Here is a 24,718-nt window from a genome sequence, read left to right as displayed (position 1 = left end):
GGGGTGGAGATACTCGAAACAAAGGCGAAGGCCTGTTGAACAAGAACCCCTTGAGTTAAGCAGGCGTTATGCAACAATAAAACTGTTATCTTTCGATGTTCATACCCGTTTTATTGATGTTAATTGCACTAACTTAGAGCATGCCGATGAAACTCTCAGCCGCTGACCTGAAAAGCCTCTCTGTATTCCTTGCGGTGACCGAGCACCGTGGCTTTGCCGGTGCGCAAACGGCGCTGCATATGAGCCAGTCAGCCATCAGTTTTCATATTCGAGCACTCGAAGAGCGAGTGGGATTTACCGTATGTCGTCGGGGGCGGCAGGGTTTTGAGCTGACGGAGCGGGGCACGATTGTGTATGAGCGCGCTAAACAGCTGCTCTCTTCGGTAGACGATTTTGATAGTGAGATGAGCGAGCTGCGCAGCTCGGTATACGGCACGCTGCGTTTGGGCGTCGTCGACAACACCATTATGGATGTCGATCTTGATCTGCAGGGGGTGATTGGTGAGTTCCTGCGCAAGAACCCCAAGGCGCGTCTCAATATCACCGTGGGCAGCCCCGACCGCTTGATCGGTGAGATCGCTAATGGCGCCGTACAGCTCGGTATCCTGCCGGAAACGGCGCAAATGGAAGGTTTGCAGCACCGCCAGGTCTACACGGAGGTGCACGGTATTTACTGTGCAAAACGTCATCCGCTGTTTGCCCGCGACAGTACACAATTAACGGTTGAGGAAGTCATCTACCACCCCTTTGTGGTACGCCCCTATGCCAACCTGCAAGAGCTTAAAAGTTTCCCCAATGCCCAGGTGGGGGCTCATGCCTCCAATATGGAAGCCCAGGCGCTACTGATTTTAAGCGGCCACTTTATTGGCAATTTGCCCCACTATTACGCCAGCCACTGGGTGGAGCGGGGCGAACTCAAAGCGCTGCTGCCGGATCAGGTCGAGATCGCTTCGCCGTTTTGTGTCGTCACCCGGGCTGGTCGACGGCCTTCGCTTATTGTGCGCAGCTTTATTCAGGAATTGGTGGCTCGGCTTTGGCAGCAGTCGCATCTGGTTGATGCGTACAAAGGGGATGAGTTGCTGCCCAGCACAGGCTTAATTGACCCTTCTTAAATCGATAAAAAAATTACTATTGAGACCCTTGAAAGCCGTTTGAAAGCGCCTATTTTGCAGATTATGGAGGCACTGACCCGAAATATGGCTGCCTCTTTCAATCATCTGCTTAACATAGGAGGTGTTTGCTATGTTCGACGACATTAAGCGTTTCGAAATCGGCTCGCCCCAGCAGTTGGACTGGTTTCGTCAGCTGTTGGACGGCTTCTTGCCTGATGGCAGTGCGATGGATATTCGGGCGGTGCCTCGGGGCAGTTTCCCGATGATAAATCTCGCTCGCAGCGATGATGCCGTGCGTGTATATGTGTTTGCTGCGGGGCTGGCACCCTCGGATTTGAGCATTGATATCCAAGATAACGTGCTTACTTTGCGTGGCAAGCGTGAGCCCGTCAGTAGCAGCAATGAGGATGGCAGCTCGCGTCCGGTATTTCGGCGTGAGCGCGCATATGGTGAGTTTGTGCGCGCGATAGCACTACCTGATGGCCTCGATGCAGAGCGTGCAGAAGCGCACCATGCCAATGGTGTGTTTGAAATCGTGCTGCCCAAGCGTGAAGAACTCAAGCCACGGCGTATTGACGTTCAGGCGGCTTAAGTCATGTTTATGAACCTGGATTGCGGAGGATAAACCATGAATAACGTTGTCCGTTCAGCCACTCATTCTCCACGGCAAGAGCGTGGCGACATAAAACGCGCTCAGGAAACGTTGCTGCCGGCAGTGGATATCATTGAGGAATCCAACGCCCTCAAGCTGGTGGCGGATATGCCCGGCGTGACGCATGAAACACTGAAAGTAGAACTCGATAACAACGTGCTGAGCCTGGAGGGCGAGATAGCCCTGAATGTGCCTGAAGGGCTGAGTGCACTGCATGCCGAGGTACGTGGCCAGCGGTTTGCGCGCCGCTTCAACCTTAGTCATGAAGTGGACAGCGATGCCATTACGGCCAGTATCGTCAATGGTGTTTTGACCATCACGCTGCCGAAAAAGGATAGCCATCGCTCACGGCGTATCGATGTGAAGGCAGCGTAAGACAGTGCCGCTACTGACCGCCCCCCGTATTTTACCTGTAATACGGGAGGCGGTACTTTCCTTCTGCGCCATTTCAGCTCTATGCTCTAGTAAAGAAGAGGTTGATTAACACTTTTTTACAAATAAGGTAGAGAGGAGCGCACCATGACCGATATAACCGCTTTGCTCGGCAGCGATGCCGATAGTTTGCTGAACCACACTTGTCAGGGTGTTCGTCGAGAAGACTTACATCTTCCTGGTCCCGATTTCATTGATCGTGTGATGGCCGATAGCGATCGCAGTCCTGCGGTGCTACGTAACATGCAGGCGTTCTTCAATCATGGGCGTTTGGCGGGTACCGGCTACCTTAGCCTGCTGCCGGTAGATCAGGGGATCGAGCACTCGGCAGGCGCCTCCTTTGCACCGAACCCGCGCTACTTCGACCCGGCCAATATCGTTGAACTGGCCCTAGAAGGTGGCTGCAACGGCGTAGCATCAACGCTTGGCGTGTTGTCGTCTGTTGCGCGGCGTTATGCGCACAAGATTCCAATGATGCTGAAGCTCAACCACAACGAGACGCTGAGTTATCCGGCCATCTATGACCAGACACTATTTGCCGATGTCGAGCAAGCCCACGATATGGGCTGCGTGGCAGTGGGGGCGACGATTTACTTTGGTTCCCATGAGAGTCGTCGCCAGATCATGGAAATCAGTGAAGCCTTTGAGCGTGCCCATCAGTTGGGCATGGTGACAGTATTATGGGCCTATCTGCGTAATCCTGATTTCAAGCAGGAAGGCACCGATTACCATGTCTCTGCCGACCTCACCAGCCAAGCCAACCACATGGCCGCAACCCTCAAGGCGGATATCGTCAAGCAGAAACTGCCTGAGAATAACGGCGGCTACAAGGCGGTTGGGTTTGGTCATACCCACGATAACGTCTACAGCAAGTTAACCACCGACCACCCGATCGACTTGGCTCGTTACCAGGTCGCTAACTGCTTTATGGGACGCGCTGGGTTGATCAACTCGGGCGGCGGCTCCAAAGGGCACTCCGATCTTGGCGAAGCGGTTCGCACAGCGGTGATCAATAAACGTGCCGGTGGCATGGGCTTAATATCAGGGCGCAAAGCGTTCCAGAAACCGATGCAGGAGGGCGTTGAGCTGCTGCATGCGATTCAGGATGTCTATCTCTCCAAAGAGGTTACCGTGGCCTGAGCGCTCGATCCGCACGAATCAAGCTGGGGTAACAGGAGGGGGCGCTTAGCATCTACCGCTCATTGATGGATGCATTTTAAAAGCGCCCCTGCCCAGCACTAACGCGTTACCGCCCACTTGGACAAAGCCAGCCTGGATGTCGCCATTAGCGGCGGTGTAGATAACACTAGGCCGACCCATCTCAACACCTTGATGAATATTGCACTGCAAGGCGTCTGTTTGAAGAGATGCCAAGTAGCCGGTCAATGCTGCCGCGGCGCTTCCCGTGGCGGGGTCTTCGCAAATACTGGCGTGCATACAGAACATGCGGCTATGAATAACCGTCTCTACCCCGTCGTGTTGTTCAATCACATACAGGTACACCAGCTCTGCACTGCTAGGCACCAGAGAGCGCTTGCATGGCGCTTGTCTCAAGCTCTCCAGAATCTAAAAGCACGGCCAGATGGTTACCGGTAAACGGCTGATCGGTAAACACATCAAGCAAATAATAGTCAGCGTTATTCATAAGAATCCTCTTCAGACAGCGAGTGTTTCCAAAACGGCTTTTGTCCCTCTTTCTTCGCCTGTTCTCGGGTGAAACCGATATCCTCCAGTAGCCGATCATCCAGCGCTAATAGCTGACGGCGGCTACGGCGATAGTGACGATAGGAGTGAAATTGATGGCGCAATTGGTAGCGAAGCTGAGCAAGGCTGATACGTGGCATGGCGGCTCTCCTTGAGAGTTATGTGCCTAATCAGATTACTCATAGCTGTGAATTCAATACAGATATAGGTATTTTAATTTTTAAGATACAGATAGAGTGTTTTATATCTCTGTATGGGCTATAAATAGCTATCTGTATTGTTTTCAAGCTAAAGGGGGTAAAGGCCGTGACGCGCTATGAAGAGGTAGCCACCATATTGCGAGAGCGTATTGAGCACGGCATTTACCGCGTGGGTGATCGCCTGCCCTCTATTCGAGCGGTTTGCACAGAGTTGGGCGTCAGTATTTCGACGGCCCAGGAGGCCTATCGGCAGCTGATAGATGTGGCGTTGATCGAATCGCGGCCAAAGTCTGGCTACTTCGTGCTGCCCACCCGGGTGCCGTCGGTGTTGCCCTCGGTCTCTCGCCCGGCGCAGCGCCCGTTGGATGTTTCCCAATGGGATCAGGTACTGGAGCTAGTCGCTACACAGCGGGATGACGAGCGGTTGCTGCTAGGGCGTGGCGTACCTAATTTTGAGTATGAGACGCTACAGCCATTGTCGAAAATCCTCGCAGGTTTACACCGTAGCAATGACCTGCACGGATTCAACTACGACAAGCTGAGCGGTAGTCCCGAGCTGCGCCAGCAGGTTGCGCGGCTGGCCATTGCATCCGGCTGCCTGCTGCACCCGGACGACATCATGGTGACCACCGGCTGTCAGGAGGCGCTGGCCATTTCGCTGCGTACGCTCACCCAGCCCGGCGATGTGGTGGCCGTGGACTCGCCCAGTTTTTACGGCACCATGCAGATCCTTAAGGCCAACGGTTTAAAAGCGCTGGAAATTCCCACCGACCCGCAAACAGGCATCAGCCTGGAAGCGTTAGAGCTGGCGCTGGAGCAGTGGCCGATCCGCGCGATACAGGTCACGCCGACCTACAATAACCCGCTGGGTTACACCATGCCTGAGGCACGCAAGCGGGCGCTGTTTCAGCTCGCCCAGCGTTTCGACGTGGCCATTATCGAAGACGATATCTACGGTGATTTGTCATTCTCCCTGCCCCGGCCGCGAACCGTGAAATCCTTCGATGACGATGGGCGAGTAATGCTATGCAGCGGGTTTTCCAAAACAGTCGGACCTGGGCTGCGGGTTGGCTGGCTGGCACCGGGCCGCTATCGTGATCAAGCGCTGCATATGAAATATGTCTCCACCGGTGCCTCGGCGACGCTGCCCCAGCTGGCGGTGGCGGAGTTCGTCGCCAAAGGCCACTACGAGCGCCACCTGCGCTTTGCCACCCGCCAGTATCAGCGCCAGCGCGATATCATGATCAGTTGGGTGCAGCGCTACTTCCCCAAGGGCGCGGGTATCAGCTATCCGCAGGGCAGCTTTTTGCTCTGGGTGGAGCTGCCCGCCGCGGTGGACTGTGTGCGCCTAAACCAACGCTTGGCGCAACATGCTATCCACGTAGCGCCGGGATCGCTGTTTTCAGCCTCGGGCAAGTTCCGCCAGTGCTTGCGCTTGAACTACGCTTTCACGCTAACGCCTAGCATCGAAGCGGCCGTGCGAACGGTGGGGGCGCTAGCCACGGAGATGGTGGAAGAAGCGCAGGCGCATGAGGTGGGTATTATCTAAGTCGGTCAGCGAAACTCTCACTTTCGAGGTGCCCATGCGGCGTCATGCTCTTACCTATCGCGCGTTCGGAAGGCCGCTTGAAGTATTGAAAATGGAAACATCTGAAGCGCGACTCCTAAATGAGGGCAAGCTTAGAGTGAGGATGCTGTGTGCTCCGGTTAATCCGTCTGACCTGATTCCTATTAGCGGTGCCTACTCGCATCGTATTAGGCTTCCCGCTATCGCCGGTTACGAAGGGGTGGGCTGTGTTATTGATGCTCCGCGAGAGTATTCCCACCTGATCGGAAAACGGGTGCTCCCCTTACGAGGCGATGGCACTTGGCAGACGGTTGTGGATTGTGATCCGGCTCTTGCGGTACCCGTGCCTGATACCATTTCTGACGATGTGGCCGCACGCGCCTACATTAACCCCTTAGCGGCCATCACCATGCTTGAAACTTGGCCTGTAAAGGGAAAGCGGGTGCTTCTCACTGGAGCCGGATCGAATTGCGCTGAATACCTCGGAGCATGGGCGTATCAGCACGGCGCCAAAGAGGTCGTTGGGATATACCGCTCTGAGAGTAGAGTTGCCCGCCTGGAAAAGCTTGGTATCAAACCGGTACCTATCCAAAATGTGGCCCAGATCTCGCGTGTGGCTCGTGAGTCGGACATAGCGTTTGACGCTTTAGGAGGGCCAATCGCGGCAAAAATATTGCAGCTTATGGCGCCGGAAACGAGGTTTATCGCATATGGGCTATTAACGGGGCAGGCAATTCAGTTGGATTCCAAGCCTGACGCCCACTATAAAAGGTTTCACCTCCGCGATAGTTTGGCCAGGATGTCTGCAGAAACCTGGCAGCACAAATTCTTGGCTATCTGGGAACTGCTAAGCCAGGCAGATATGCCGAGTTATAATGCCATTCCCAGTCAAGAGTGGCGCCAGGCTGTTGAAATGGCGCTTTGCCCGAGTAACCAGAAAGTCCTTCTGACTTTCGCTGATCAGGCACAATGATCGTCGCATCCATAACCGGATGTTAGGCGACTTCCCAGTTGTGACCTGCCGGGGTCTGGTAAAAGTGAATAGCGCATGGCAGGCCTTGTTCAATAAGAGTGATCCAGCTGATTTTGCGTTTCATCAAAAGATGATGTTGCTGCCCGCCATTGGCGTTAAACGGCCATGGTCAATAATGGGGCCGGTTGGCAGGCCTGCGGGAGCGCCGCCTTGGGGTTCAACACTGACGGCTAAGTCGGCATTAAATAACTGCGCGCGAAGCTCAGCGCTGGGTTGGAGGCGTCGGCTGCCTTGCTCAGGCAGCAGGCCTAGCGAAATAGGTGTGCCATCGGCAATCAACCACAGCTCGCCGGTCTGCTCGTTGCCAACTTGGGTCGGTTGAACCGCTTGCACGATCAGCTCACCCCCCTCGGTGGCGCTAATGATCCAGCCTGGCGTGCGCGATTCGTCCTGAACCACGAACACCGCTTCTCCTTCTGGCGGCGTAGTCAGCTCAGCTTGTTGCCACAGAAGGCCCAGCGCGACCGCGATCACTCCAAAACTGGCCGCCGTGGCCTGCCATGCACCCAGACGGTGCCACCAGCGTAAAGGTAACGCCCCGGTCGCCGCGGTAATACGCTGCCAAACCTCTTTAGGCGGTGTCTTAGGGTCCAGCCGCTCATTAAACAAGTGGAGATGTTCTCGCCAATCTTCCACGTCATTACGTAGGTCGTGGCTGACAGCTAACAGCGCTTCAAAGCGTGCTTTTTGATCGCGATCCAATACGCCCAGCACGTACTCGCCAGCCGCCAGATGGCGATCGTCAGGGTCGCTTAAATCCCATTGGTTAGACATGTTTTTAACCTCTCGAGTCCACGGCGGATCCAGCTTTTGACGCTGCCCAGCGGTTGGGACAGAGAGCTGGCAAGCTCGCTGTGAGTCATACCCTGAAAGTAGGCCATTTCCATTAACTGGCGCTGATGATGACTGAGCGTATCGAGGCAGTCGTTCAGTTTGTCGTTCTGTTCATGATTGATGCTGTCATCTTCAGGATCGTCGGTTCCCAAGAGCGTCGCTAATAAGGGTTCATCGATTGTTGCGTCCTGGGGTTTCTGGCGGCGCAGCCAGTCAATACCAATATTGCGAGCGAGAGTTGAAAGCCAGGTCATCGGCTTGGCACGCCTGGCATCGTATTGATCGGCAGCATGCCAGATTTTGATAAAAACATGTTGCAGGCAATCCTGTGCGGCACCTTCATCCCTTACTATACGCAGCAGCTGCGCATATAGATGCGAACTAGCGACACGATAAAGACGTTCTAACGCTCGTCGGTCTCCCTGAGCGCAGCCGTTTAGTTGCTCAATAAGGTATTGGTGACGTTGGGTGGCATCTAGCATTCAGGCATCTCTGCACAGTAAACCGAATCGTCAGTCTTGGTGAGTCAGCCGTTGAAGGCAATAGGGGAGGCCTAAGCAGCGACTAAAATATTGTTGAGATATTTGCATCCACTGCGGCATCGGGCACGTAAGTGTTAATGAGCTTGCATGGTTGAGCTCTTTTAATAACAACCAGGAGATGCCCCAATGAAACTCAAACTTCTTACTGCTAGCCTATGTGCTGCTGCCCTCTATACCGGTGCCGCCGTTGCCGATCATGGGCCTACCACGGTAGGCGGCGCTAGCATGCTTCCTGAGCGCAATATCATCGAAAATGCCGTTAATTCGGGTGACCATAAAACGCTAGTAGCCGCCGTTCAAGCGGCTGAACTAGTTGATGTGCTGCAAGGCGAAGGCCCCTTTACCGTATTTGCTCCGACCGATGAAGCCTTTGCGGCATTGCCAGAAGGTACGGTTGATACTTTGCTGAAACCTGAGAATAAAGCGCAGTTACAGACCGTTCTGACTTATCACGTTGTGCCTGGCAACATGAATCGGGACGCATTGTGGGAAGAAACCATGGAAAACGATGGCACCGTGGCCTTCAAAACCGTACAAGGCGAGTACCTAACCGTATCGCGCAATGGTAATAACCTGATGGTCATGGATGCTCAGGGCAATAGCGCCAACATTACTGTCGTTGATGTCGCGCAGTCGAATGGCGTTATCCACGTGGTTGATAGCGTGTTAATGCCCTGAACACCTCGTTCGTAGCGATCAAATCACCCACCACTCGTTAACGAGTGGTGGGTTTTTACGTTTATAAGGGTCGTGTAAACGACTCGCGAGCAAGGGCCACTTTCTCACGGACGATGCACTCATTCGCATGGTCATTAAGCAGCCCCATGGCCTGCATGAATGCAAACGCGGTGGTGGGGCCGAAAAACTTCCAGCCGCGTTTTTTCAGCTCTTTGGCCAGGGCTATGGATTCAGGCGAAGTGGTCTGGGTTTGTGGCGACGCTAACTCGGTAGCCTCATAACGCCAGAAGAATGCCGCCAGGGAACCCTCCTGCTCGACCATTTCCTTTGCACGTTGGGCGTTGTTAATCGTCGCTTCAATCTTGCCGCGGTGGCGAATAATTCCCGCGTCTTGAAGTAAGCGCTGTACATCGTCTTCGCCAAAGCGGGCGACTTGATGGAAGTCGAAGTGCTGAAAGGCCGCTCGAAAGTTGTCGCGTTTATTAAGAATCGTGCGCCAACTCAAGCCCGATTGAAAACTTTCTAAGCACAGTTTTTCAAACAGCCGCTGATCGTCGTCCACCGGAAAGCCCCACTCGTTGTCGTGGTAAGGCAGAAACTCTGGCGCGCCGCCACACCACTGGCAGCGGGGATATCCATCAGGGGCGATAAAGTCGTTGGTCATCAGCTACCCATCCGTTAATCAAACCACTCTTGGGCGGTGCGCCACAGGCACATACCGATGAAATAAGCCGATGTTACTCCCCATCCCCATAGTGCCCAGCCAGCATGAACGGGGCTGGAGAGCACCAATGACGTAGCGCACACACACCACACCAGCGTCACGGCGATATTGAGCGGCATAAACAAACGCACCCGAAACGGGTGCAGAAACTTCATGCGGGTAACCGTAAGGATGGCCAGTAGCATGATAGAGGCAAAGGTGATGAACGGCGGGAGATCGAGAATATAAAAATAGGCGGCGGCGATGTTCCAGGCGGCAGGAAAGCCAACGAAGTAATTATCCTGGCTTTTCATATCGACGTTGCAAAAACAGAACATCGATGACAGCAGGATTATGAAAACTGATAGCAACCCTAAATAGGGTGGCAATTCAATGAAGTAGTAGATAAATAGGGCGGGAATAAAGGCCCAGGTGAGGTAATCGATGACCATATCGAGGGTTGAACCATCGAAATGGGGCAGTATGGCCTTTACTTCATATTTGCGGGCCAGAGTGCCATCGATGCCATCAATCATCATCGCAGCACCCAGCCAGAGGAGGCAGGCGACGGGATTATTGTCGACCAGTGCGAGCAGTGCCATCGTGCCCAGCAGCACACCGCTGGCGGTAAATATGTGCACGCTCCATGCTTTACATCGTGAGGCGCGGGATTCTGTATGCGAAGAGAACGATTGAACCACGTTGACCCCATTGGGAACGTGTTGTCCCCTTTCTGTTCGGTTGATAGATAGGTGTATAAAGAAAGATACACTACTACAAGAAGGCTTCCAGAGAATACGTTGGCATGCCCTTCAGTGCTATATCGGCCTAGTAAGATGACAAGTAACCCAAGGAGATTGCTGATGACGACTGTGCGTACGGCGACTATTAACGACCTTGATGATTTAACCAACCTGCTTGATGGCTATCGCCAGTTTTATAAACAGCAGAGTGATGTTGATGCGGCACGTGACTTTTTGCGCCAGCGCTTGGGGTTAGGTGATGCGTACATACTGGTTAGCGAAAACGGAGAAGGCGCACTCACCGGTTTTGTACAGCTTTATCCTGGTGTTTCCACGGTGGGCTTGAATGCACGCTGGACATTAAATGATCTGTTTGTGCTGCCGGAGTGTCGTGATAAAGGCACCGGGAGAGCATTAATGGAAGCTGCCACTCAACTTGCCCATGAGCATGGTGTGGCGAGGTTGATATTAATGACCCAGGTAGAAAACGAGCGTGCCCAGCATCTCTATGAGTCACTGGGCTGGCAGCGCAATACGGCGTTTTATGGGTACTTATTAGACGTGAAATAATGTTTATTGGGCTGTTTTAACCCAGCCAGGGCGGCGTGATGATCTTCGCTGGCTCGCGCTGCATGATGATCTCGCCGTGGCGCACCGAAAGCAGCACCTCGCCTTGATTACGCAGCACGCTGTAGTCATCCTCGCCCTCCAGCAGGTTGAAACTGGCGGGTTTGCCTACTTCAATACCGTAACGCGCTTCAATATTAAGCGTGCGGGCGCTGTTGTCAGTAATGAGTGAAAGCGCCTGGCTGAAGTCCTGATAACCCATCATCTGGCAAATATGCAGGCCAAAATCCAGCGTGCGCAGTAGCTTGCCGTTACCCAGTGAGTACCAGGGATCGAAGATGGAGTCCTCGGCAAAGCAGACATTAATGCCTGCTTCGTTGAGTTCTTTTACGCGAGTAACACCGCGGCGTTTGGGGTAGGTATCGAAGCGCCCTTGCAGGTGAATGCTTTCGGTGGGGCAGGAAATAAAGTTGATGCCTGAGCGTTTGAGCAGCAGAAACAGCTTGGAGCAGTAAGCGTTATCGTAGGAGTGCATGGCGGTGGTGTGGCTGGCGGTCACGCGGCTGCCTAAGTCATTAAACAGCGCTTCGCAGGCGAGTACTTCGAGAAAGCGCGAGTTGGGGTCGTCGATCTCGTCGCAGTGCACATCCACCAAACGGTCATATTTGATTGCCAGTTCTATTACCCGCTTCATGGAGGCCACGCCCAACTCGCGGGTGTATTCGAAGTGGGGAATGCCGCCCACCACATCGGCGCCGATCTCCAGGGCCTCTTCCATCAGCTTGTCGCCACCGGGGTAGGAGAGCAGGCCGTCTTGGGGAAAGGCGACCACCTGGATATCGATTTTATCTTTCAGCTCGTCACGCAAGGCGCACAGGGTTTTAAGCCCAATAAGGCTAGGGTCGCTGGTGTCGGCGTGAGTGCGTACAAACTGAACGCCATTACCAATCAACAAATTCAGCGTTTTTAGTGCTCGCTCGCGAATGTCCGCTTCGGTGAGCATGGGCTTCCGCTCGCCCCAGCGCTCAATGCCTTCAAACAGCGTGCCGCTCTGGTTCCAGCTTGGCTCACCCGCGGTGAGGGCGGCGTCCAAATGTATATGCGGTTCAATAAAGGGCGCGCAAACGAGCTTGGCGCCCGCATCAATCTGCCCTTCAATAGCCGTTTGCGGCGCGTCCTGGGCGGTGATTGTCGTAAATATGCCGTTCTCAACCTCAAGTCGGTAAAGCTCAGGACGCTGGCGTAGGCGGGCGTTAATAATCTGCATGCTCATATAAAAAGGGGCTCACTTATTGCTTAGCAGTAGAGGGAAGCGTATCGCTTAGCGTAGCGTGGTTTAAACGAAGCAGCACGGCGTAGCTTCCTGCCCCCACTGCCACACCCACCAGCGGGGGAAGTAACGGGGAAAAGTAAGCGGCCCCTGCGCCCAGCGCATACGCAGCTAATCCTCTGCGGTTGAAGTCGGGCAGCCGTACGTTGTCCAAAGCGGGGTAGTGGCCTTTATGCTTGAGCCAAAAGTCCGCCATAATCACCCCGCCCATGGGTGGTATAAAGGTGCCAAGTAACACTAGAAACGGGATAAGTAGGTTATACATCCCGCCCACCGCCAGTACGGTGCCAATCGCCGCGCCGCCTACCGTAACCAGCCGACGCTTTTCGGTGCGCAGTAAATTACAGCCCGCCACGGCGAAGTTATAAATGGTGTTGTCCTGGGTCGTCCAGATATTCAGAAACAGCATCAGCACGGCAATGGTGACAAACCCCTGGGCGATCAACACATCCACGATATCCGCCTGCTGGTAAATCATCGTGCCGAGTGCACCCGTTAGCACCATTAAGCCGTTACCGACAAAAAACGCTGCTAGGGTCGCAATCACAGCAATTTTTGGCGTCTTAGCAAAACGACTCCAGTTAGTCGCTTGGGTACCGCCGCTAATAAAGGTACCGATAATGACGGTAATCGCTGCCGCCACACTCATGCTCTCCGTGGGCGTTTGCTGGCTTAATCCTGAAAAACCGCGCACATCAACCAGTCCGGTGAATAGGCTTATCAATATAAACAGCATCATGGCGGGGACAGCAAAGCGTGAAAGCCAATCCATGCCTTTGTAGCCAATCATGGCCGTCACACAGAAACCAAACCCAAAGAGCACCATTAAGGGGATTTCCAGCCATTCTGGCATCCCCGTGGTGCGCACTAATACCAATGCAATAGTGGCCGTCCCCCAGGCATACCAGCCAATTTGGGTAAAGCCGAGAATAAAATCAGAAAGCTTGCTACCTTTCTCACCAAAGCAGAAGCGACCCATCAATACGGAATTAAGCCCGCTTTTACAGGCGATATAAGCAAGTGCGGCTGCATAGGCACCCAGCAGCAGGTTGCCGATCAGAATAATCCATAACAGTTGGGCAATGGGAAAGGCTTGGCCTAGCGTGCCGCCCGCCCACATGGTGGCAGTGAAGAAGGTAAAGCCGAGAAGCACCGCAGATGTGGAAAGCAGCCCCTTCCGTGCGCTCAGTGGAACTTCCTTAAGCGGATAATCAGAGTGGTACATCACAATCTCCTAGCGTAGGTAAGTAAAGTGATTAGCTAACTACTTACTAGCAAAAGATGTGCCAAACATTATTAGCCAAGAAGTAAGGCACTGCGTATATTTTTAAAACATTCTCACTCTTTTTAATGATACTTTATTAAGTAAAAGCTCAGAATTTTTATTCATTTGTCGATATAAACTGTATTCAAAACAGCTCACGGCTCGTACAACAGATGTTTACAAAATAAAGCTCTGTCAAAAAGAAGCTTGCTACTCGCGATTACTAATTTAGTCATCACGAGTAGCAATAAGGAACCCGACTAAATGCAAGAACCTCAGCATGCCGACGCTGTATCGCCTACCGCTAAACTTCCCTGGCACCGTTCGCTGGTTGGAAAAGTGGTCATTTTTATGCTGTTGGGCGTGTTGTTTGCATATTTGATGGGGGCATTATCGGGGTTTTTTATGGTGGAACGGGGTGCCCGCGAACAGTGGTGGCGTGAAGCGCAGGTGAACACCCAGATCGTCAGTGCCACCATCCGGCGTATTTATACCTCTGTGGCGGTTAAAACAGACGACACAGGGCAAGTGACTCATATTGTCTCCCCACGAGCGATAGGCGATGAGGAGTCTGTTCTTGAAACAGGGTTTAGTCCGGTTGATGTGTTGGCATTGGCCAGTGCCCAAACCCGCAACAATGTCTGGCTATTTGCAGAGTCGCCGCAAGGGACATTAGAGATGATGGCCGATGCACGTAATACCTCAGATTCATCCGCTAAACTGGCGGTAAGCGATTGGAAATCGCCTGCGGATGCGGCTGATTTTTACGTGGGGTTTGCCCGAATTGATAGTGAAGAGCATTTTATTAGCTCGCTACCGATTGTGACCTCTGAAGGCCAGCTATTGGGCGTTGTGGTGTCGACCATCGGTCAGAAAGACTCCCTTTACGAGATGCGCAACGATCTAATCTATAAAGCGTTTTTGGCACTTCTGGCGGTACTGCTCGCAACAGCGTTGCTGGTAAGTATTTTGATGCGGCAATTATTTCGTCCCGTGCCTGTATTGATACGGGCGCTTACAGATATCGCCAAAAACCAAACGCAAAGTACCACGCTTTATACGCATCGAAATGATGAGATTGGCCGTATGGCAAACGCCATAGATGCCCTGCGCAAAAAGGTTATTGAGCGTGAGAATTTGCTGGAAGTAAAAGATGAGGCCCTGCGTTTTCAACATCTTGCACACCACGATGAGTTAACCAAATTACCCAACCGTATACAGCTTAACGATGCTTTAAAAGCTGCGGTGCACTCACTACTTCAAGGCGACATATTTAACGTCATGCTGTTTGATCTTGATCACTTCAAAGAAGTGAACGATAGCTTGGGTCATGCGGCGGGCGATGCTCTGTTGATTGAAGCTAGCCAGCGAGTGCAGGGGTTGCTGACAGAAAACGATCTGGTGGCGCGCTTGGGCGGCGATGAATTCGCCATCATTCAGCACGTTTCGCGAAGTGCACGGGAAGAGGCCAAGGCGCTGGCGGGCGCCATTGTTGCCACTCTACACGAGCCTTTTCAAATCGATAATCAGGCAATCCAAATAGGCGTGAGTGTTGGCATATCAAGGGCACCCACCGATGGTGACAATAGCTATGATCTGTTGCGTAACGCAGATATTGCGCTGTATGCCTCGAAGGCAAAAGGGCGCGATCGCTATATGCTCTTCGCCCCAGGGATGAAGATGACACCCAATACTGCTAGGGAGGTATGAGCCATGCGCTGGTTAGTCGTTCTTGTCGTAGGTGCATTGAGTTGGCAAAACGCAGTCGCTGCTAGTGGTGAACAGATAGCGTCTTCGCCTACCTTGTCGCGTATTGCGTCAACGGGTGAGATTACGATTGGGCATCGAACCAGCGAGGTTCCCTTTTCCTACGAAGTGAATGGTCAAGCAACCGGCTATGCGATTGATCTTTGCCTAAAGGTCATCGAAGGTTTGCAGGAAGCATTGGATTTAACAGATATCCGGGTGAACTATGTGCCGGTGACCCCTGCCAATCGATTTATATTCATCCGTAATGGCGAGGTGGATATCGAGTGCGGTGTTACCACCAACACCCCTGAGCGTCGCCGCCAAGCGGCTTTCTCCTACCCGAATTTTTTAACGGCTACACGCTATGTCTCGCTCGCTGAGCAGCACATGGATAGCGTGCAGGATTTAGCTGGTCGCAGCGTGGTATCAACTACGGGAACCATTAATATCGGCCAGCTTAACGAGCTCAATCGTACCGAAGGGCTGAATATCTCGGTCATGCTAAGCCGAAATCATGAAGAGGCGTTTGCCATGGTGGCCTCAGGGCAGGCATCGGCGTTTGTGATGGATGAGGTTTTGCTGGCGGGGTTGGTGTCTTCGGCCACGGACCCTGGCGCTTTTCATATTTCGCAAGCAACGCTAAGTAGTGCCGAACCTTATGGCTTGATGATGCCGCCCGACGACCCTGTTTTTGTTGAACTGGTCAATCAGCAGCTAAGCAAGCTTTATCAAAGTGAAGGCATCCATGCCCTCTATGATAAATGGTTTTTACAGCCTGTTCCTCCGGACAATCGCGTGCTGAATTTGCCGTTAACGCCAGAGCTTGCCGCTATATTTTCCCATCCTGAGCATCACTTAGAACAGTAGGTAAAATAAAGGAGAGAGATAATGTGCAGGAGGTCACTATTCGGGTGGTGTAGTTTGTTAGTAATGCTGCTAGGTGGGGGCAGCGCCCATGCAGCGCAATCCTTAAATACGCTTGAACGAATAAAGGCAACGGGTGAGCTGCGCGTCGGCTATGGCGATACGGCGCCTTTCTCGTACCTAGATAATCGGGGCAATGTAGTCGGCTACTCGATCGATATTTGCCAACGGCTAGCCGGGCAATTGCAGAAGCAATTGGATATCCCGGTGCTGGATATCACCTATGTGGCGCGTACGCCGAGCAACCGTATACAGCTGCTCAATAGTGGTGAAATCGATATTGAGTGCAATGCCAGTACCAACACCGAAGAGCGTCGGCGCAGCGTACAGTTTGCGCTTAGCCATTACTTTGTCTCCGTGCGTTATGTTGCACTGAAATCGAGTGGTTTTACCACGCTAGAAGACTTGTCCGGGCGTAGCGTGAGCGTGGCGCGGGGCACCGTTAATGTCAGCCAGATCAACCAAGCAAACCGTGAACAGCAGCTAAACTTATCGGTAGTGCCGGTGGAAACACTGCAAGACGCTTTTGATTTGGTGACCGAGGGGCGCGTAGCAGCCTTTGCTATGGACGATGTGTTACTTAGCACGATGATTGCCGAGTCAACTGATCCTGATGCATACGTGCTTTCAGAAGAGGCCATCACTTCGACAGAGCCGCTCGGTTTTATGATGCGCTTAGAGGATGATGCCTTCGCCGTAGAGGTCAATAAAGCCCTCGAACATATATATACCAGCCCAGAGATGCCGCTGCTTTATTATCAATGGTTTCAGCAGCCATTGCCGGGTAAAAATATTACGCTCGATATGCCGATGAGTGAGGTATTAGCTGAACACTTTACGGTCCTGCGTACCATGGTTTCACACTAGAGCTATCAGTCACGTTAAGCGTTTTGGATGTTTAACAATCCCCGCATTAACGTCTCCACGATGCCGTCGCACTCGTCGGCCAGAGAATACTCTTGAGGGTTTTGCAGCCAATCAAAGCAGACCCCGATCAAAAAGCCATGAAACTGACGGCGGGCGCTGGCTGGCGTTAGGTCAGCGCGTAAGTTGCCCTCTGTTTGCGCTTGCTCAAATAAGGCTTCCACCTGTGCTTCAGCATGCTTGGGGAGCTGGGTGATCATGCAGATTCGAGGGTGTTCATCTTCCAATTTTTCGCAGCGGTGCAGCACGATGGTGGCTGCCCGCTGCAGCGGTAGGTCGTGACAAATTCCCGCCAGGGAGCGTTGAGCTATTTCGCGCAGGCATTCAACCGGCGTGGCTCCGAGCCGCTGGACGGCATCATCGACAATCCCATCCAATGGGAGCCTAACGCGTTCTAACAATGCATCAAACACTGCCGCTTTATCTTCAAAGTGCCAATAAATGGCCCCCCTTGTCACACCCGCCGCCTGAGCAATATGCGCAAGCGTAGTACGCGAAACGCCTTGAGCAAGAAAGGTGGTTTCAGCAGCGTCGAGAATCGCTTCTCTGGTGCGTTCAGCGTCTGCCTTACGACGGGACATAGCGACTCCTGTTAATAGCATTAGCGGTATTTTGGCAGTGATAAATAGCAAAGTCGCCTAATGGTGATTATTATATACTTCACTGACATTCATGAATGTCAGTGAAGTATATAATAATCACTTTGTTTTCCAAATTCAGGTTTTAAAAGCGACATTGACCGTTATCAAGGAGCCTATCGTGCGCGTGCCCCATTTTCGTTTATTGCCAGCTTTACTGGTCTTGCTTGTGCTAATGGGCTGCGAGCAACCCCAAGCACAGTCAGAAGCGTCGGCACGACCGGTGAAATTGATGACCCTGGAGTCGGCAAACGCAACAGCCCTACGCCAGTTTCCAGCACGGGTGGAAGCGACCACTCGCAGCACTCTCTCGTTTCGCATGGCGGGGGAACTGCTTGAGCTTAACGTTAGCCCTGGCCAGCAGGTGAGCGAGGGGGAGTTAATTGCACGCATTGATGACCGTAATGTGCAAAGCGAATTGGATAGCGCTCGCTCGCGCCTGCAACTCGCCAAGGCCAACCTGGAACGCATGCGCTATACACTGGAACGTGGCGCGGTCAGCCAATCCCAGTTTGATGAGGCGGAGAGCGAATGGCGGGCAGCCCGCGCTACTTTCGAACAGGCCGAAGAGCAGGTGACACATACTCAGCTGCGCGCGCCCTACGATGGTGTGATTGCCCAAGTGCCGGTGGATAACCGCCAGATTGTTCAGGTGCAGGAAACCGTTGCTGTCATTCAGCAGCCAGGGCAGTTGGACGTGGTGTTTCATTTGCCTGAGCAAATTGTGCAGCGTATGCCCCGGGAGGACGGAGCGGGCCCATTGGGTGATGAAGTATCCTTCGAAGTGCACTTTGGTAATAGCGACAAATCCTATCTCGCCCAGCTCTCTTCCTATACCACCCAAGCCAGCGCGCAAAGTTTGGCTTATGAAGTCACCCTCACACTGCCTCAGCCGGACGATATTACGTTGCTGGATGGCATGAGCGCTAACGTGCGGTTGGATTTGAGTTTACTGCAAACCGAAAACGCTTTGCCGCTTTGGCACTTGCCCCCAGGTGCAGTGAGTTATGCAGGAGACGACCCCGAGCAGGCACAGGTATGGCGCTTTATAGCACCGGAAAGCGTTGAAGCAGTGCCCGTCGACGTCGGCCGGCTGACCTCTAACGGCCTTGAGGTCAGCGGCGAGCTGGCGGCGGAGGACCGTATCGTGTCAGCGGGTGCCCACCGCATAACCGCAGACACCAAGGTAACTCCGTGGGAAAAAGAGCAGGGGCTATAAGATGGTCGACTATTTTTTACGCCATCGGGCGGCCAGCTATTTAATGACCGTGGTGCTGCTGGCGGGCGGCGCATTGTCTTTTTTAGGCATGGGTCAGTTGGAATTTCCTGAGTTCACCATTCGCAATGCTTTGATTACTACACAGTATCCGGGCGCCACTCCCGAGGAAGTTGAGCAAGAAGTCACCTCGACGCTGGAAGAGTCAATCCAGGGCATGTCATCGATCAAGCGCGTGAGTTCGGTGAGTTCAGATGGTCTTTCTCAGATTACCGTCGAGCTGGAAAGCACCGTACAGAATGAAGAGCTTGAACAGCTATGGGATTCGCTGCGCCGTAAGGTTCAGGATGCTCAGTCCGCGCTACCGCCGGGCGCCAGCCAATCCCGCGTCAATGACGACTTTGGCGATGTTTTTGGCTTCATGGTCAACCTGACCGGCGAAGGCTACGGCATGCCTGACCTAGCCGACCATGCCGACTTTCTCAAGCGCGAACTGACCCTGGTGGAAGGCGTTGAAAAAGTCTCGCTGGGCGGTGAGCATGAGGAGCGCATCTACATTGAAGTCGATCGTGAGCGCCTGCGAGCATTGAATATTCCGCTCACCCGATTGCAGCAATTGCTGGATACCCAAAATGCCGTGGCTGATGCAGGGCATCTCAAGCAGGATGGCCGCCGTTTTCGTATTACCCCGACCGGCAGTGCGGCGAATATCGATGACCTGCGGGCGCTGATCGTGAGTGAAGGCGATGGCGAACTGGTGAGGCTAAGCGATATCGCTGAGGTGTCGCGGGGCTTGGCCGAACAGCCCCAGCAGCTCTATCGCGACATGGGCAGGCCGGCCATGTCGCTGGGTGTCTCGTTTGAAAGCGGTGTCAACGTCGTTGAGGTCGGGGAGCGACTGCAGCAGCGTTTGGATGAGCTTCAGGCGCGCACACCGCTGGGCATGGAGCTGAATATCGTCTACAACCAGCCACAGGTCGTGGATGAGGCGGTCTCTGGCTTTCTGGTGAGTTTGATTCAGGCGGTAGCCATCGTGATCGTGGTGCTCATGCTGTTCATGGGCTGGCGCAGCGGTTTGTTGATGGGGTTCATTCTGCTGATCACCATCATCGGCACTTTTATGCTGATGCGATTTCATGGTCTACAGTTGGAAAAAATATCGTTAGGGGCGCTGATTATCGCACTGGGTATGCTGGTCGATAACGCCATTGTGGTCACCGAAGGCATGCTGGTGGGCTTGAAGCGTGGCAATACTATTCGCGATTCAGCGCACCAAGTGGTTCGCCAAAACGCCTGGCCGTTGCTTGCTGCCACGCTGATAGCGATTGCCGCGTTTGCCCCCATTGGCTTGTCGCCGGACACCACCGGCGAGTTTATTGGTTCACTGTTTTTTGTGCTGCTCTACTCACTGCTGCTGAGCTGGATTACCGCGCTGACGTTAACACCGTTCTACTTTAAGCTGTTTTTCCGCAATATCGCGCCCGGCGATGGCCAGGAAGACCCCTATCAAGGCGTGGTTTATCGCCTGATGAGCCGTATTATTATTACTTGCATACGTTGGCGCTGGGTGACCTTGTTGCTGGTGGTGGCAGTATTGGCTGCTGCCGTCGTCGGCTTTGGGTCGGTCAAAAATGCCTTCTTCCCCGCCTCTAATACGCCCCTCTTTTTTGTCGATTATCGTACGCCGGAAGGCACCGACATCCTTGAAACCCAGCGTCGGGTGAGTGAATTAGAAAAGAGCGTTATGGACATGGAGGGCGTTCGTCACCTGACCACCACCGTGGGCGGGGGCGCGCAGCGTTTTACCTTGACCTACGCCCCGGAAGACCGTTACGCAAGCTATGCACAGCTAATTGTCGAAACCGACAATAAAGCCGTTCAACGCGACAGAATGGCAGAGGTCGAACGAGTACTGGAGCGCGACCATAGCGATATCGACTATAAAATAGCTCCATTGGAGGTCGGACCCGCGCCGAAAGCCAAGCTGGAGGCGCGCTTCTATGGCAGCGACCCGGGGGTGTTGCGTCAGCTAGGCGATCAGGTCGAAGCCATGTTCCGTGATACGCCCAATATGACCAGCGTGCGCACCAGCTGGCGTAACCGGGTACAGGCGATCAAGCCGGTCTTTATGGAGGATACTGCCCGGCGACTGGGTGTTACCCGCGAAGGTCTGGCCGCTACGCTGGCAATGAGTACCAGCGGCAGCCAAGTGGGCATTTATCGCGATGGTAGCGACCTGATTCCGATGGTGGCACGAGCGATCCCCGAACAGCGCCACGACGTCGATAATCTTGGCTCGCTAAACGTCTGGAGCGAAGAGCAGGGCCGCTATATCACTGCTGATCAGGTGATCAGCGATATCACCACCCAGGTAGCAGATCCGCTGATCATGCGCCGTAACCGAGAACGTATGCTGGCCGTGTACGGTGAGCCGGATCCGTTAAGTGGCGTGACCGCCGCCAGCGTGCTGGCCGAGGTTCGTCCTCAAGTGGAAGCGCTGGAACTCCCGCCAGGCTATCGGTTGGAGTGGGGCGGCGAGTTCGAGACCGCAGGCGAGGCGCAGAGCGGGCTTTTTGCCTCGCTACCGCTGGGCATCGTGATGATGTTCATCCTCACCGTGGTGCTGTTCAACAACTTCCGCCAGCCGCTGGCTATTTGGTCGCTGGTACCGCTGACCATTATTGGCGTAGTGGGCGCGCTTTTAATTACGGGGCTGCCGTTCTCGTTTATGGCGCTGCTGGGCACGCTGAGCCTGATTGGCATGGTGATTAAGAACGCCATCGTGCTGGTGGAAGAGATCAACGTGCAGCTGCCGCTATATCAGGATCGCTACCACGCAGTCGTTCGCGCCGCGGTGAGCCGCGTGCGCCCGGTAGCGATGGCCGCGCTGACCACCATGCTGGGGATGATCCCGCTAATTAGCGACGCCTTTTTTGCCAGCATGGCGGTCGCATTGATTGGCGGCCTCGGCGTCGCCACGCTGCTAACCCTGGTCGTGCTGCCGGTGGTCTACTGTGTATTGTATCGGATCAAGGTGCATTCGGACTGAAGCCAACGTTGGGGCCATTTGAAGCAACCACCTGTTGCGAAAACGCGACCGCCCTCACAAACGGAGGGCGGCGGGTAGTCCTTGAGGAAATTAATCGATGGGGTTAAGAGGCGACCCGGAAAGGATTGCGTGGGTCGTTATCCCAGGCCAGGAAGGGCTGTCCAGTTTCCTGGGGCACCATGGTGATGCAGTTCTCCACTGGGCAGGTGATCTGGCATAAATTGCAGCCTACGCACTCCTCTTCAATGACTTCATAACGACGCGCGCCGTTTTGTTCGAGGAGCTTGGCAATCGACTGGTGAGACGTATCCTCGCAGGCGATATAGCAGCGACCGCACTCGATGCATAGATCCTGATCAATCTTGGCGATCGTCTTGAAGTTGATATCCAAGTATTTCCAGTCGGTGGTTTGCGGTATCGCCTTACGGGAAAATGCCTCTATTGAGTCGTAGCCCTTTTCTGCCATCCAGCGGGAGAGACCATCTTTCATCTCCTCCACAATGCGAAAGCCGTTGAGCATCGCCGCGGTACAAACCTGCACGCTTCCCGCCCCCAGGGCGATAAACTCCGCCGCATCCCGCCAGGTGGAAATGCCACCAATGCCGGAAATCGGCAGCGTTGGCGTGGCCGGGTCGCGGGCGATTTCCGCCACCATGTTCATCGCGATGGGTTTGACGGCGCTGCCGCAGTAGCCGCCGTGGGTGCTTTGATGGCCGACGGTGGGCTTGGCGACCATGTTGTCCAGATCGATGCTGGTGATCGAGTTGATGGTGTTGATCAGCGATACAGCGTCGGCCCCGCCGCGCAGCGCTGCCTGGGCGCCCACTCGAATATCAGTGATATTGGGGGTGAGCTTCACAATCACCGGTTTGGAGTAGTGCTTCTTGCACCAGTAGGTGACTTTCTCGATCAGGTCCGGGTTTTGGCCTACTGCTGCGCCCATGCCGCGCTCCGGCATGCCGTGGGGGCAACCCAAATTTAACTCAATGCCATCCGCGCCGGTAGCTTCCACCAGCGGCAGAATGTAGGCCCAGGCCTCTTCATTGCAGGGCACCATAATGGAGACGATCAGCGCGCGGTCGGGCCAATCCTTCTTCACCTGGGTGATCTCTTGAAGATTGATTTCCAGCGAACGATCGGTAATCAGCTCGATATTGTTAAAGCCGATGACCTCACGGTTTTTGCCGTAGTGGGCCGAATAGCGCGAAGAGACGTTCACCGCCGGCGGCTCTTCACCGAGGGTTTTCCAGACCACGCCGCCCCAGCCTGCTTCATAGGCGCGCACCACGTTGTAAGCTTTATCAGTGGGCGGCGCAGAGGCCAGCCAGAAGGGGTTGGGGGCTTTGATGCCGGCAAAATTCACCGATAGATCAACGCCGTTGACGACGCTATCGCCGCTGTTTTTCTTGCCTGGAAAAGCGTGAGCAGTGAAAGGTTTTGTGTTCATGCGGCCTCCTGCTTGGCGGCAAGCGCTTGATGGATGGCGTGGGCCGCCAGCTTGCCGTGCTGTACGGCTTGTACGGTGAGATCCTGGCCGGGCTTTACGCAGTCGCCTCCGGCATAAACATTAGGTAGCGAGGTGCGGAACATCTCATCGACATGAATGCGTTCGCTGTCCCGGGCTAGCTCGGCGGCGGTGGCATCAGCTAGGCTGGTGTTATCAAAGCTTTGGCCTATGGCTGTGAAGATGGCGTCGGCGGCAATCTCAATCGTTTCGCCCGTCGGCGTTAATAGACCCGCTTGCTCAATGGTCTTGGCAAAGCGCATGCCCGCTACGCGGCCCTGGTTATCCAGCAAGATTTCATCCGGCTGCGCCCAGGTCACCATGCGTACACCGTTGGCTTTAGCGATCTCCTGTTCGTGGTCGGTGGCGGACATGGCCTCTACGCCACGGCGGTAAACCAACGTCACCTCAGTCGCGCCCAGCCGTGCCATTTGCGTCGCCATATCAATGGCGGTGTTGCCCGCGCCAATCACGATGCAGCGCTTGGCCACGGTAAGGCTGCTCAGGTCGTCGGTTTGGCGCAGGGTTTTGATGTAATCCACCGCAGGCATCAGGCCTGGTGCATCCTCGCCGGTTAGCCCCAGAGCGCGACTGGTGCCTAAGCCCAGCCCGAGGAAGACGCTGTCATACTGTTGATGCAGCGTGACAAGTTCGAGGTTATACCCCAGGCGTTGGCCGTACTGAATGTCGATTCCGCCGATTTCGAGCAGAAACTCGACTTCCTTGCGGGCAAAGTCATCGGTCATTTTGTAGCGGGCGATGCCGTACTCGTTTAGCCCGCCGGACTTTTGCTCAGCTTCAAAAATCGTCACCTGATGGCCAAGCATTGCCAGCCGATGGGCGCACGAGAGCCCAGCAGGCCCGGCACCGACCACCGCGATATGTCGGCCAGTGCTGGCGGCGCGCTTAAACGGGTGGCCATCGAACTGCATGTGGTCGGTAGCGTGGCGCTGTAGCAGGCCAATCAGCACCGGTTGGCACTCGGCGTCGTGGTTGCGTACGCAACTGCGCTCGCAGAGTATTTCGGTGGGGCACACCCGCGCGCAGCTGCCGCCTAGGATATTGGCTTCCAGAATGGTCTCCGCCGCGCCGTTGATATTGTTTTCGCTGATTTGGCGAATAAAGCTTGGGATGTCGATGTCCGACGGGCAGGCCTCTACGCAGGGTGCATCAAAGCAGTAGAGACAGCGCTGGCTTTCAATCATCGCTTGGCGCTGGGTTAACGGCGGGTGTAGATCGCTAAAATTACGGGCCAGCGTTTGTGGGTCGTAGGTGCCGACCTCTTGTGCGCTGGGTAGATGATTCAGTGGGCTAGTCACAGTAGAGCCTCCGCTGTTTTTATACGAACAACTG

25 protein-coding genes are annotated in these 24,718 nt (G+C 54.2%); 13 read left to right on the top strand and 12 right to left on the bottom strand.

Features of this window, described 5'->3' with window-relative positions; translation table 11 throughout:
• Positions 1-146 precede the first annotated feature (146 nt).
• From AC5TBW_RS16970 to AC5TBW_RS16955, 4 genes are all read left to right on the top strand, one after another.
• Positions 147-1,112, top strand: a complete 966-nt coding sequence (locus AC5TBW_RS16970) for a LysR family transcriptional regulator (RefSeq protein WP_495509687.1) — start codon at positions 147-149, stop codon at positions 1,110-1,112.
• Positions 1,113-1,242: 130 nt separating this feature from the next.
• Entirely contained in the window at positions 1,243-1,704 is a 462-nt protein-coding gene (locus AC5TBW_RS16965; protein WP_495509686.1) for an Hsp20/alpha crystallin family protein, read from the top strand.
• A gap of 36 nt (positions 1,705-1,740) precedes the next feature.
• The gene (locus AC5TBW_RS16960) at positions 1,741-2,139 is read left to right on the top strand and encodes an Hsp20/alpha crystallin family protein (protein WP_495509685.1); all 399 of its coding nucleotides are present in this window, start codon (positions 1,741-1,743) and stop codon (positions 2,137-2,139) included.
• Between the two features lie 144 nt (positions 2,140-2,283).
• Positions 2,284-3,336 (top strand): class I fructose-bisphosphate aldolase, encoded by a 1,053-nt coding sequence (locus AC5TBW_RS16955; RefSeq protein ID WP_495509684.1) that lies wholly within the window; start codon positions 2,284-2,286, stop codon positions 3,334-3,336.
• A 45-nt stretch (positions 3,337-3,381) separates the two neighbouring features.
• On the opposite strand, the gene AC5TBW_RS16950 is transcribed toward AC5TBW_RS16955, so the two are convergent.
• The 3 genes from AC5TBW_RS16950 to AC5TBW_RS16940 are packed head-to-tail and all read right to left on the bottom strand — an operon-like array spanning position 3,382 to position 4,040.
• A complete protein-coding gene (locus tag AC5TBW_RS16950; protein ID WP_495509683.1) occupies positions 3,382-3,720 on the bottom strand; it encodes a PhzF family phenazine biosynthesis protein in 339 nt (112 codons plus the stop codon).
• Entirely contained in the window at positions 3,713-3,841 is a 129-nt protein-coding gene (locus AC5TBW_RS16945; RefSeq protein WP_495509682.1) for a PhzF family phenazine biosynthesis protein, read from the bottom strand. The genes AC5TBW_RS16950 and AC5TBW_RS16945 overlap by 8 nt, the downstream gene beginning before the upstream one ends.
• Positions 3,834-4,040 carry a DUF1127 domain-containing protein gene (locus AC5TBW_RS16940; RefSeq protein ID WP_495509681.1) on the bottom strand — a complete coding sequence of 69 codons (207 nt, stop codon included), beginning with the start codon at positions 4,038-4,040 and terminating at the stop codon, positions 3,834-3,836. The genes AC5TBW_RS16945 and AC5TBW_RS16940 overlap by 8 nt, the downstream gene beginning before the upstream one ends.
• Before the next feature lie 166 nt (positions 4,041-4,206).
• On the opposite strand from AC5TBW_RS16940, the gene AC5TBW_RS16935 reads away from it, so the two are divergent.
• Together AC5TBW_RS16935 and AC5TBW_RS16930 are read left to right on the top strand one after the other, a co-directional pair.
• On the top strand, positions 4,207-5,649 hold the full coding sequence (locus tag AC5TBW_RS16935) for an aminotransferase-like domain-containing protein (protein WP_495509680.1): 1,443 nt from the start codon (positions 4,207-4,209) through the stop codon (positions 5,647-5,649).
• A 34-nt stretch (positions 5,650-5,683) separates the two neighbouring features.
• Complete coding sequence (locus AC5TBW_RS16930) at positions 5,684-6,640, top strand: zinc-dependent alcohol dehydrogenase family protein (RefSeq protein ID WP_495509679.1); 957 nt, start codon at positions 5,684-5,686, stop codon at positions 6,638-6,640.
• A gap of 123 nt (positions 6,641-6,763) precedes the next feature.
• On the opposite strand, the gene AC5TBW_RS16925 is transcribed toward AC5TBW_RS16930, so the two are convergent.
• Together AC5TBW_RS16925 and AC5TBW_RS16920 are read right to left on the bottom strand one after the other, a co-directional pair.
• Positions 6,764-7,474 carry an anti-sigma factor gene (locus AC5TBW_RS16925; protein WP_495509678.1) on the bottom strand — a complete coding sequence of 237 codons (711 nt, stop codon included), beginning with the start codon at positions 7,472-7,474 and terminating at the stop codon, positions 6,764-6,766.
• A complete protein-coding gene (locus AC5TBW_RS16920) occupies positions 7,453-8,016 on the bottom strand; it encodes a sigma-70 family RNA polymerase sigma factor (RefSeq protein WP_495509677.1) in 564 nt (187 codons plus the stop codon). Before AC5TBW_RS16920 ends, AC5TBW_RS16925 begins: the two co-directional genes overlap by 22 nt.
• 186 nt (positions 8,017-8,202) lie before the next feature.
• Between AC5TBW_RS16920 and AC5TBW_RS16915 the strand changes: the two genes are divergently transcribed.
• Complete coding sequence (locus AC5TBW_RS16915; RefSeq protein WP_495509676.1) at positions 8,203-8,754, top strand: fasciclin domain-containing protein; 552 nt, start codon at positions 8,203-8,205, stop codon at positions 8,752-8,754.
• Positions 8,755-8,815: 61 nt separating this feature from the next.
• Here the strand turns inward: AC5TBW_RS16915 and AC5TBW_RS16910 are convergent, their stop codons facing one another.
• Positions 8,816-9,418, bottom strand: coding sequence for a DNA-3-methyladenine glycosylase I (locus AC5TBW_RS16910; protein WP_495509675.1), 603 nt, complete (start codon positions 9,416-9,418; stop codon positions 8,816-8,818).
• A gap of 14 nt (positions 9,419-9,432) precedes the next feature.
• Positions 9,433-10,158 (bottom strand): phosphatidylcholine synthase, encoded by a 726-nt coding sequence (gene pcsA, locus AC5TBW_RS16905; RefSeq protein ID WP_495509674.1) that lies wholly within the window; start codon positions 10,156-10,158, stop codon positions 9,433-9,435.
• Positions 10,159-10,320: 162 nt separating this feature from the next.
• Between pcsA and AC5TBW_RS16900 the strand changes: the two genes are divergently transcribed.
• The gene (locus AC5TBW_RS16900) at positions 10,321-10,770 is read left to right on the top strand and encodes a GNAT family N-acetyltransferase (RefSeq protein ID WP_495509673.1); all 450 of its coding nucleotides are present in this window, start codon (positions 10,321-10,323) and stop codon (positions 10,768-10,770) included.
• A 16-nt stretch (positions 10,771-10,786) separates the two neighbouring features.
• Here the strand turns inward: AC5TBW_RS16900 and codA are convergent, their stop codons facing one another.
• Positions 10,787-12,040: a cytosine deaminase gene (gene codA, locus AC5TBW_RS16895; RefSeq protein WP_495509672.1), complete on the bottom strand. Its 1,254-nt coding sequence runs from the start codon at positions 12,038-12,040 to the stop codon at positions 10,787-10,789.
• Positions 12,041-12,056: 16 nt separating this feature from the next.
• The gene (codB, locus tag AC5TBW_RS16890; protein ID WP_495509671.1) at positions 12,057-13,322 is read right to left on the bottom strand and encodes a cytosine permease; all 1,266 of its coding nucleotides are present in this window, start codon (positions 13,320-13,322) and stop codon (positions 12,057-12,059) included.
• A gap of 303 nt (positions 13,323-13,625) precedes the next feature.
• Between codB and AC5TBW_RS16885 the strand changes: the two genes are divergently transcribed.
• From AC5TBW_RS16885 to AC5TBW_RS16875, 3 genes are all read left to right on the top strand, one after another.
• Entirely contained in the window at positions 13,626-15,071 is a 1,446-nt protein-coding gene (locus AC5TBW_RS16885) for a diguanylate cyclase domain-containing protein (RefSeq protein WP_495509670.1), read from the top strand.
• A 3-nt stretch (positions 15,072-15,074) separates the two neighbouring features.
• Complete coding sequence (locus tag AC5TBW_RS16880; RefSeq protein ID WP_495509669.1) at positions 15,075-15,977, top strand: amino acid ABC transporter substrate-binding protein; 903 nt, start codon at positions 15,075-15,077, stop codon at positions 15,975-15,977.
• A 63-nt stretch (positions 15,978-16,040) separates the two neighbouring features.
• Complete coding sequence (locus AC5TBW_RS16875) at positions 16,041-16,901, top strand: amino acid ABC transporter substrate-binding protein (protein ID WP_495511981.1); 861 nt, start codon at positions 16,041-16,043, stop codon at positions 16,899-16,901.
• Between the two features lie 14 nt (positions 16,902-16,915).
• Here the strand turns inward: AC5TBW_RS16875 and AC5TBW_RS16870 are convergent, their stop codons facing one another.
• On the bottom strand, positions 16,916-17,539 hold the full coding sequence (locus AC5TBW_RS16870; protein ID WP_495509668.1) for a TetR family transcriptional regulator: 624 nt from the start codon (positions 17,537-17,539) through the stop codon (positions 16,916-16,918).
• Positions 17,540-17,717: 178 nt separating this feature from the next.
• Between AC5TBW_RS16870 and AC5TBW_RS16865 the strand changes: the two genes are divergently transcribed.
• Together AC5TBW_RS16865 and AC5TBW_RS16860 are read left to right on the top strand one after the other, a co-directional pair.
• Positions 17,718-18,815: an efflux RND transporter periplasmic adaptor subunit gene (locus tag AC5TBW_RS16865; RefSeq protein WP_495509667.1), complete on the top strand. Its 1,098-nt coding sequence runs from the start codon at positions 17,718-17,720 to the stop codon at positions 18,813-18,815.
• Position 18,816: 1 nt separating this feature from the next.
• On the top strand, positions 18,817-21,861 hold the full coding sequence (locus tag AC5TBW_RS16860; protein WP_495509666.1) for an efflux RND transporter permease subunit: 3,045 nt from the start codon (positions 18,817-18,819) through the stop codon (positions 21,859-21,861).
• 103 nt (positions 21,862-21,964) lie between these two features.
• Here the strand turns inward: AC5TBW_RS16860 and preA are convergent, their stop codons facing one another.
• Entirely contained in the window at positions 21,965-23,308 is a 1,344-nt protein-coding gene (preA, locus tag AC5TBW_RS16855; RefSeq protein WP_495509665.1) for an NAD-dependent dihydropyrimidine dehydrogenase subunit PreA, read from the bottom strand.
• The gene (locus tag AC5TBW_RS16850) at positions 23,305-24,684 is read right to left on the bottom strand and encodes an NAD(P)-dependent oxidoreductase (protein WP_495509664.1); all 1,380 of its coding nucleotides are present in this window, start codon (positions 24,682-24,684) and stop codon (positions 23,305-23,307) included. Before AC5TBW_RS16850 ends, preA begins: the two co-directional genes overlap by 4 nt.
• Positions 24,685-24,718 lie beyond the last annotated feature (34 nt).

Source organism: Vreelandella sp. ssv (genome assembly GCF_059448525.1).
This window is presented reverse-complemented; position numbering and strand designations above follow the sequence as displayed.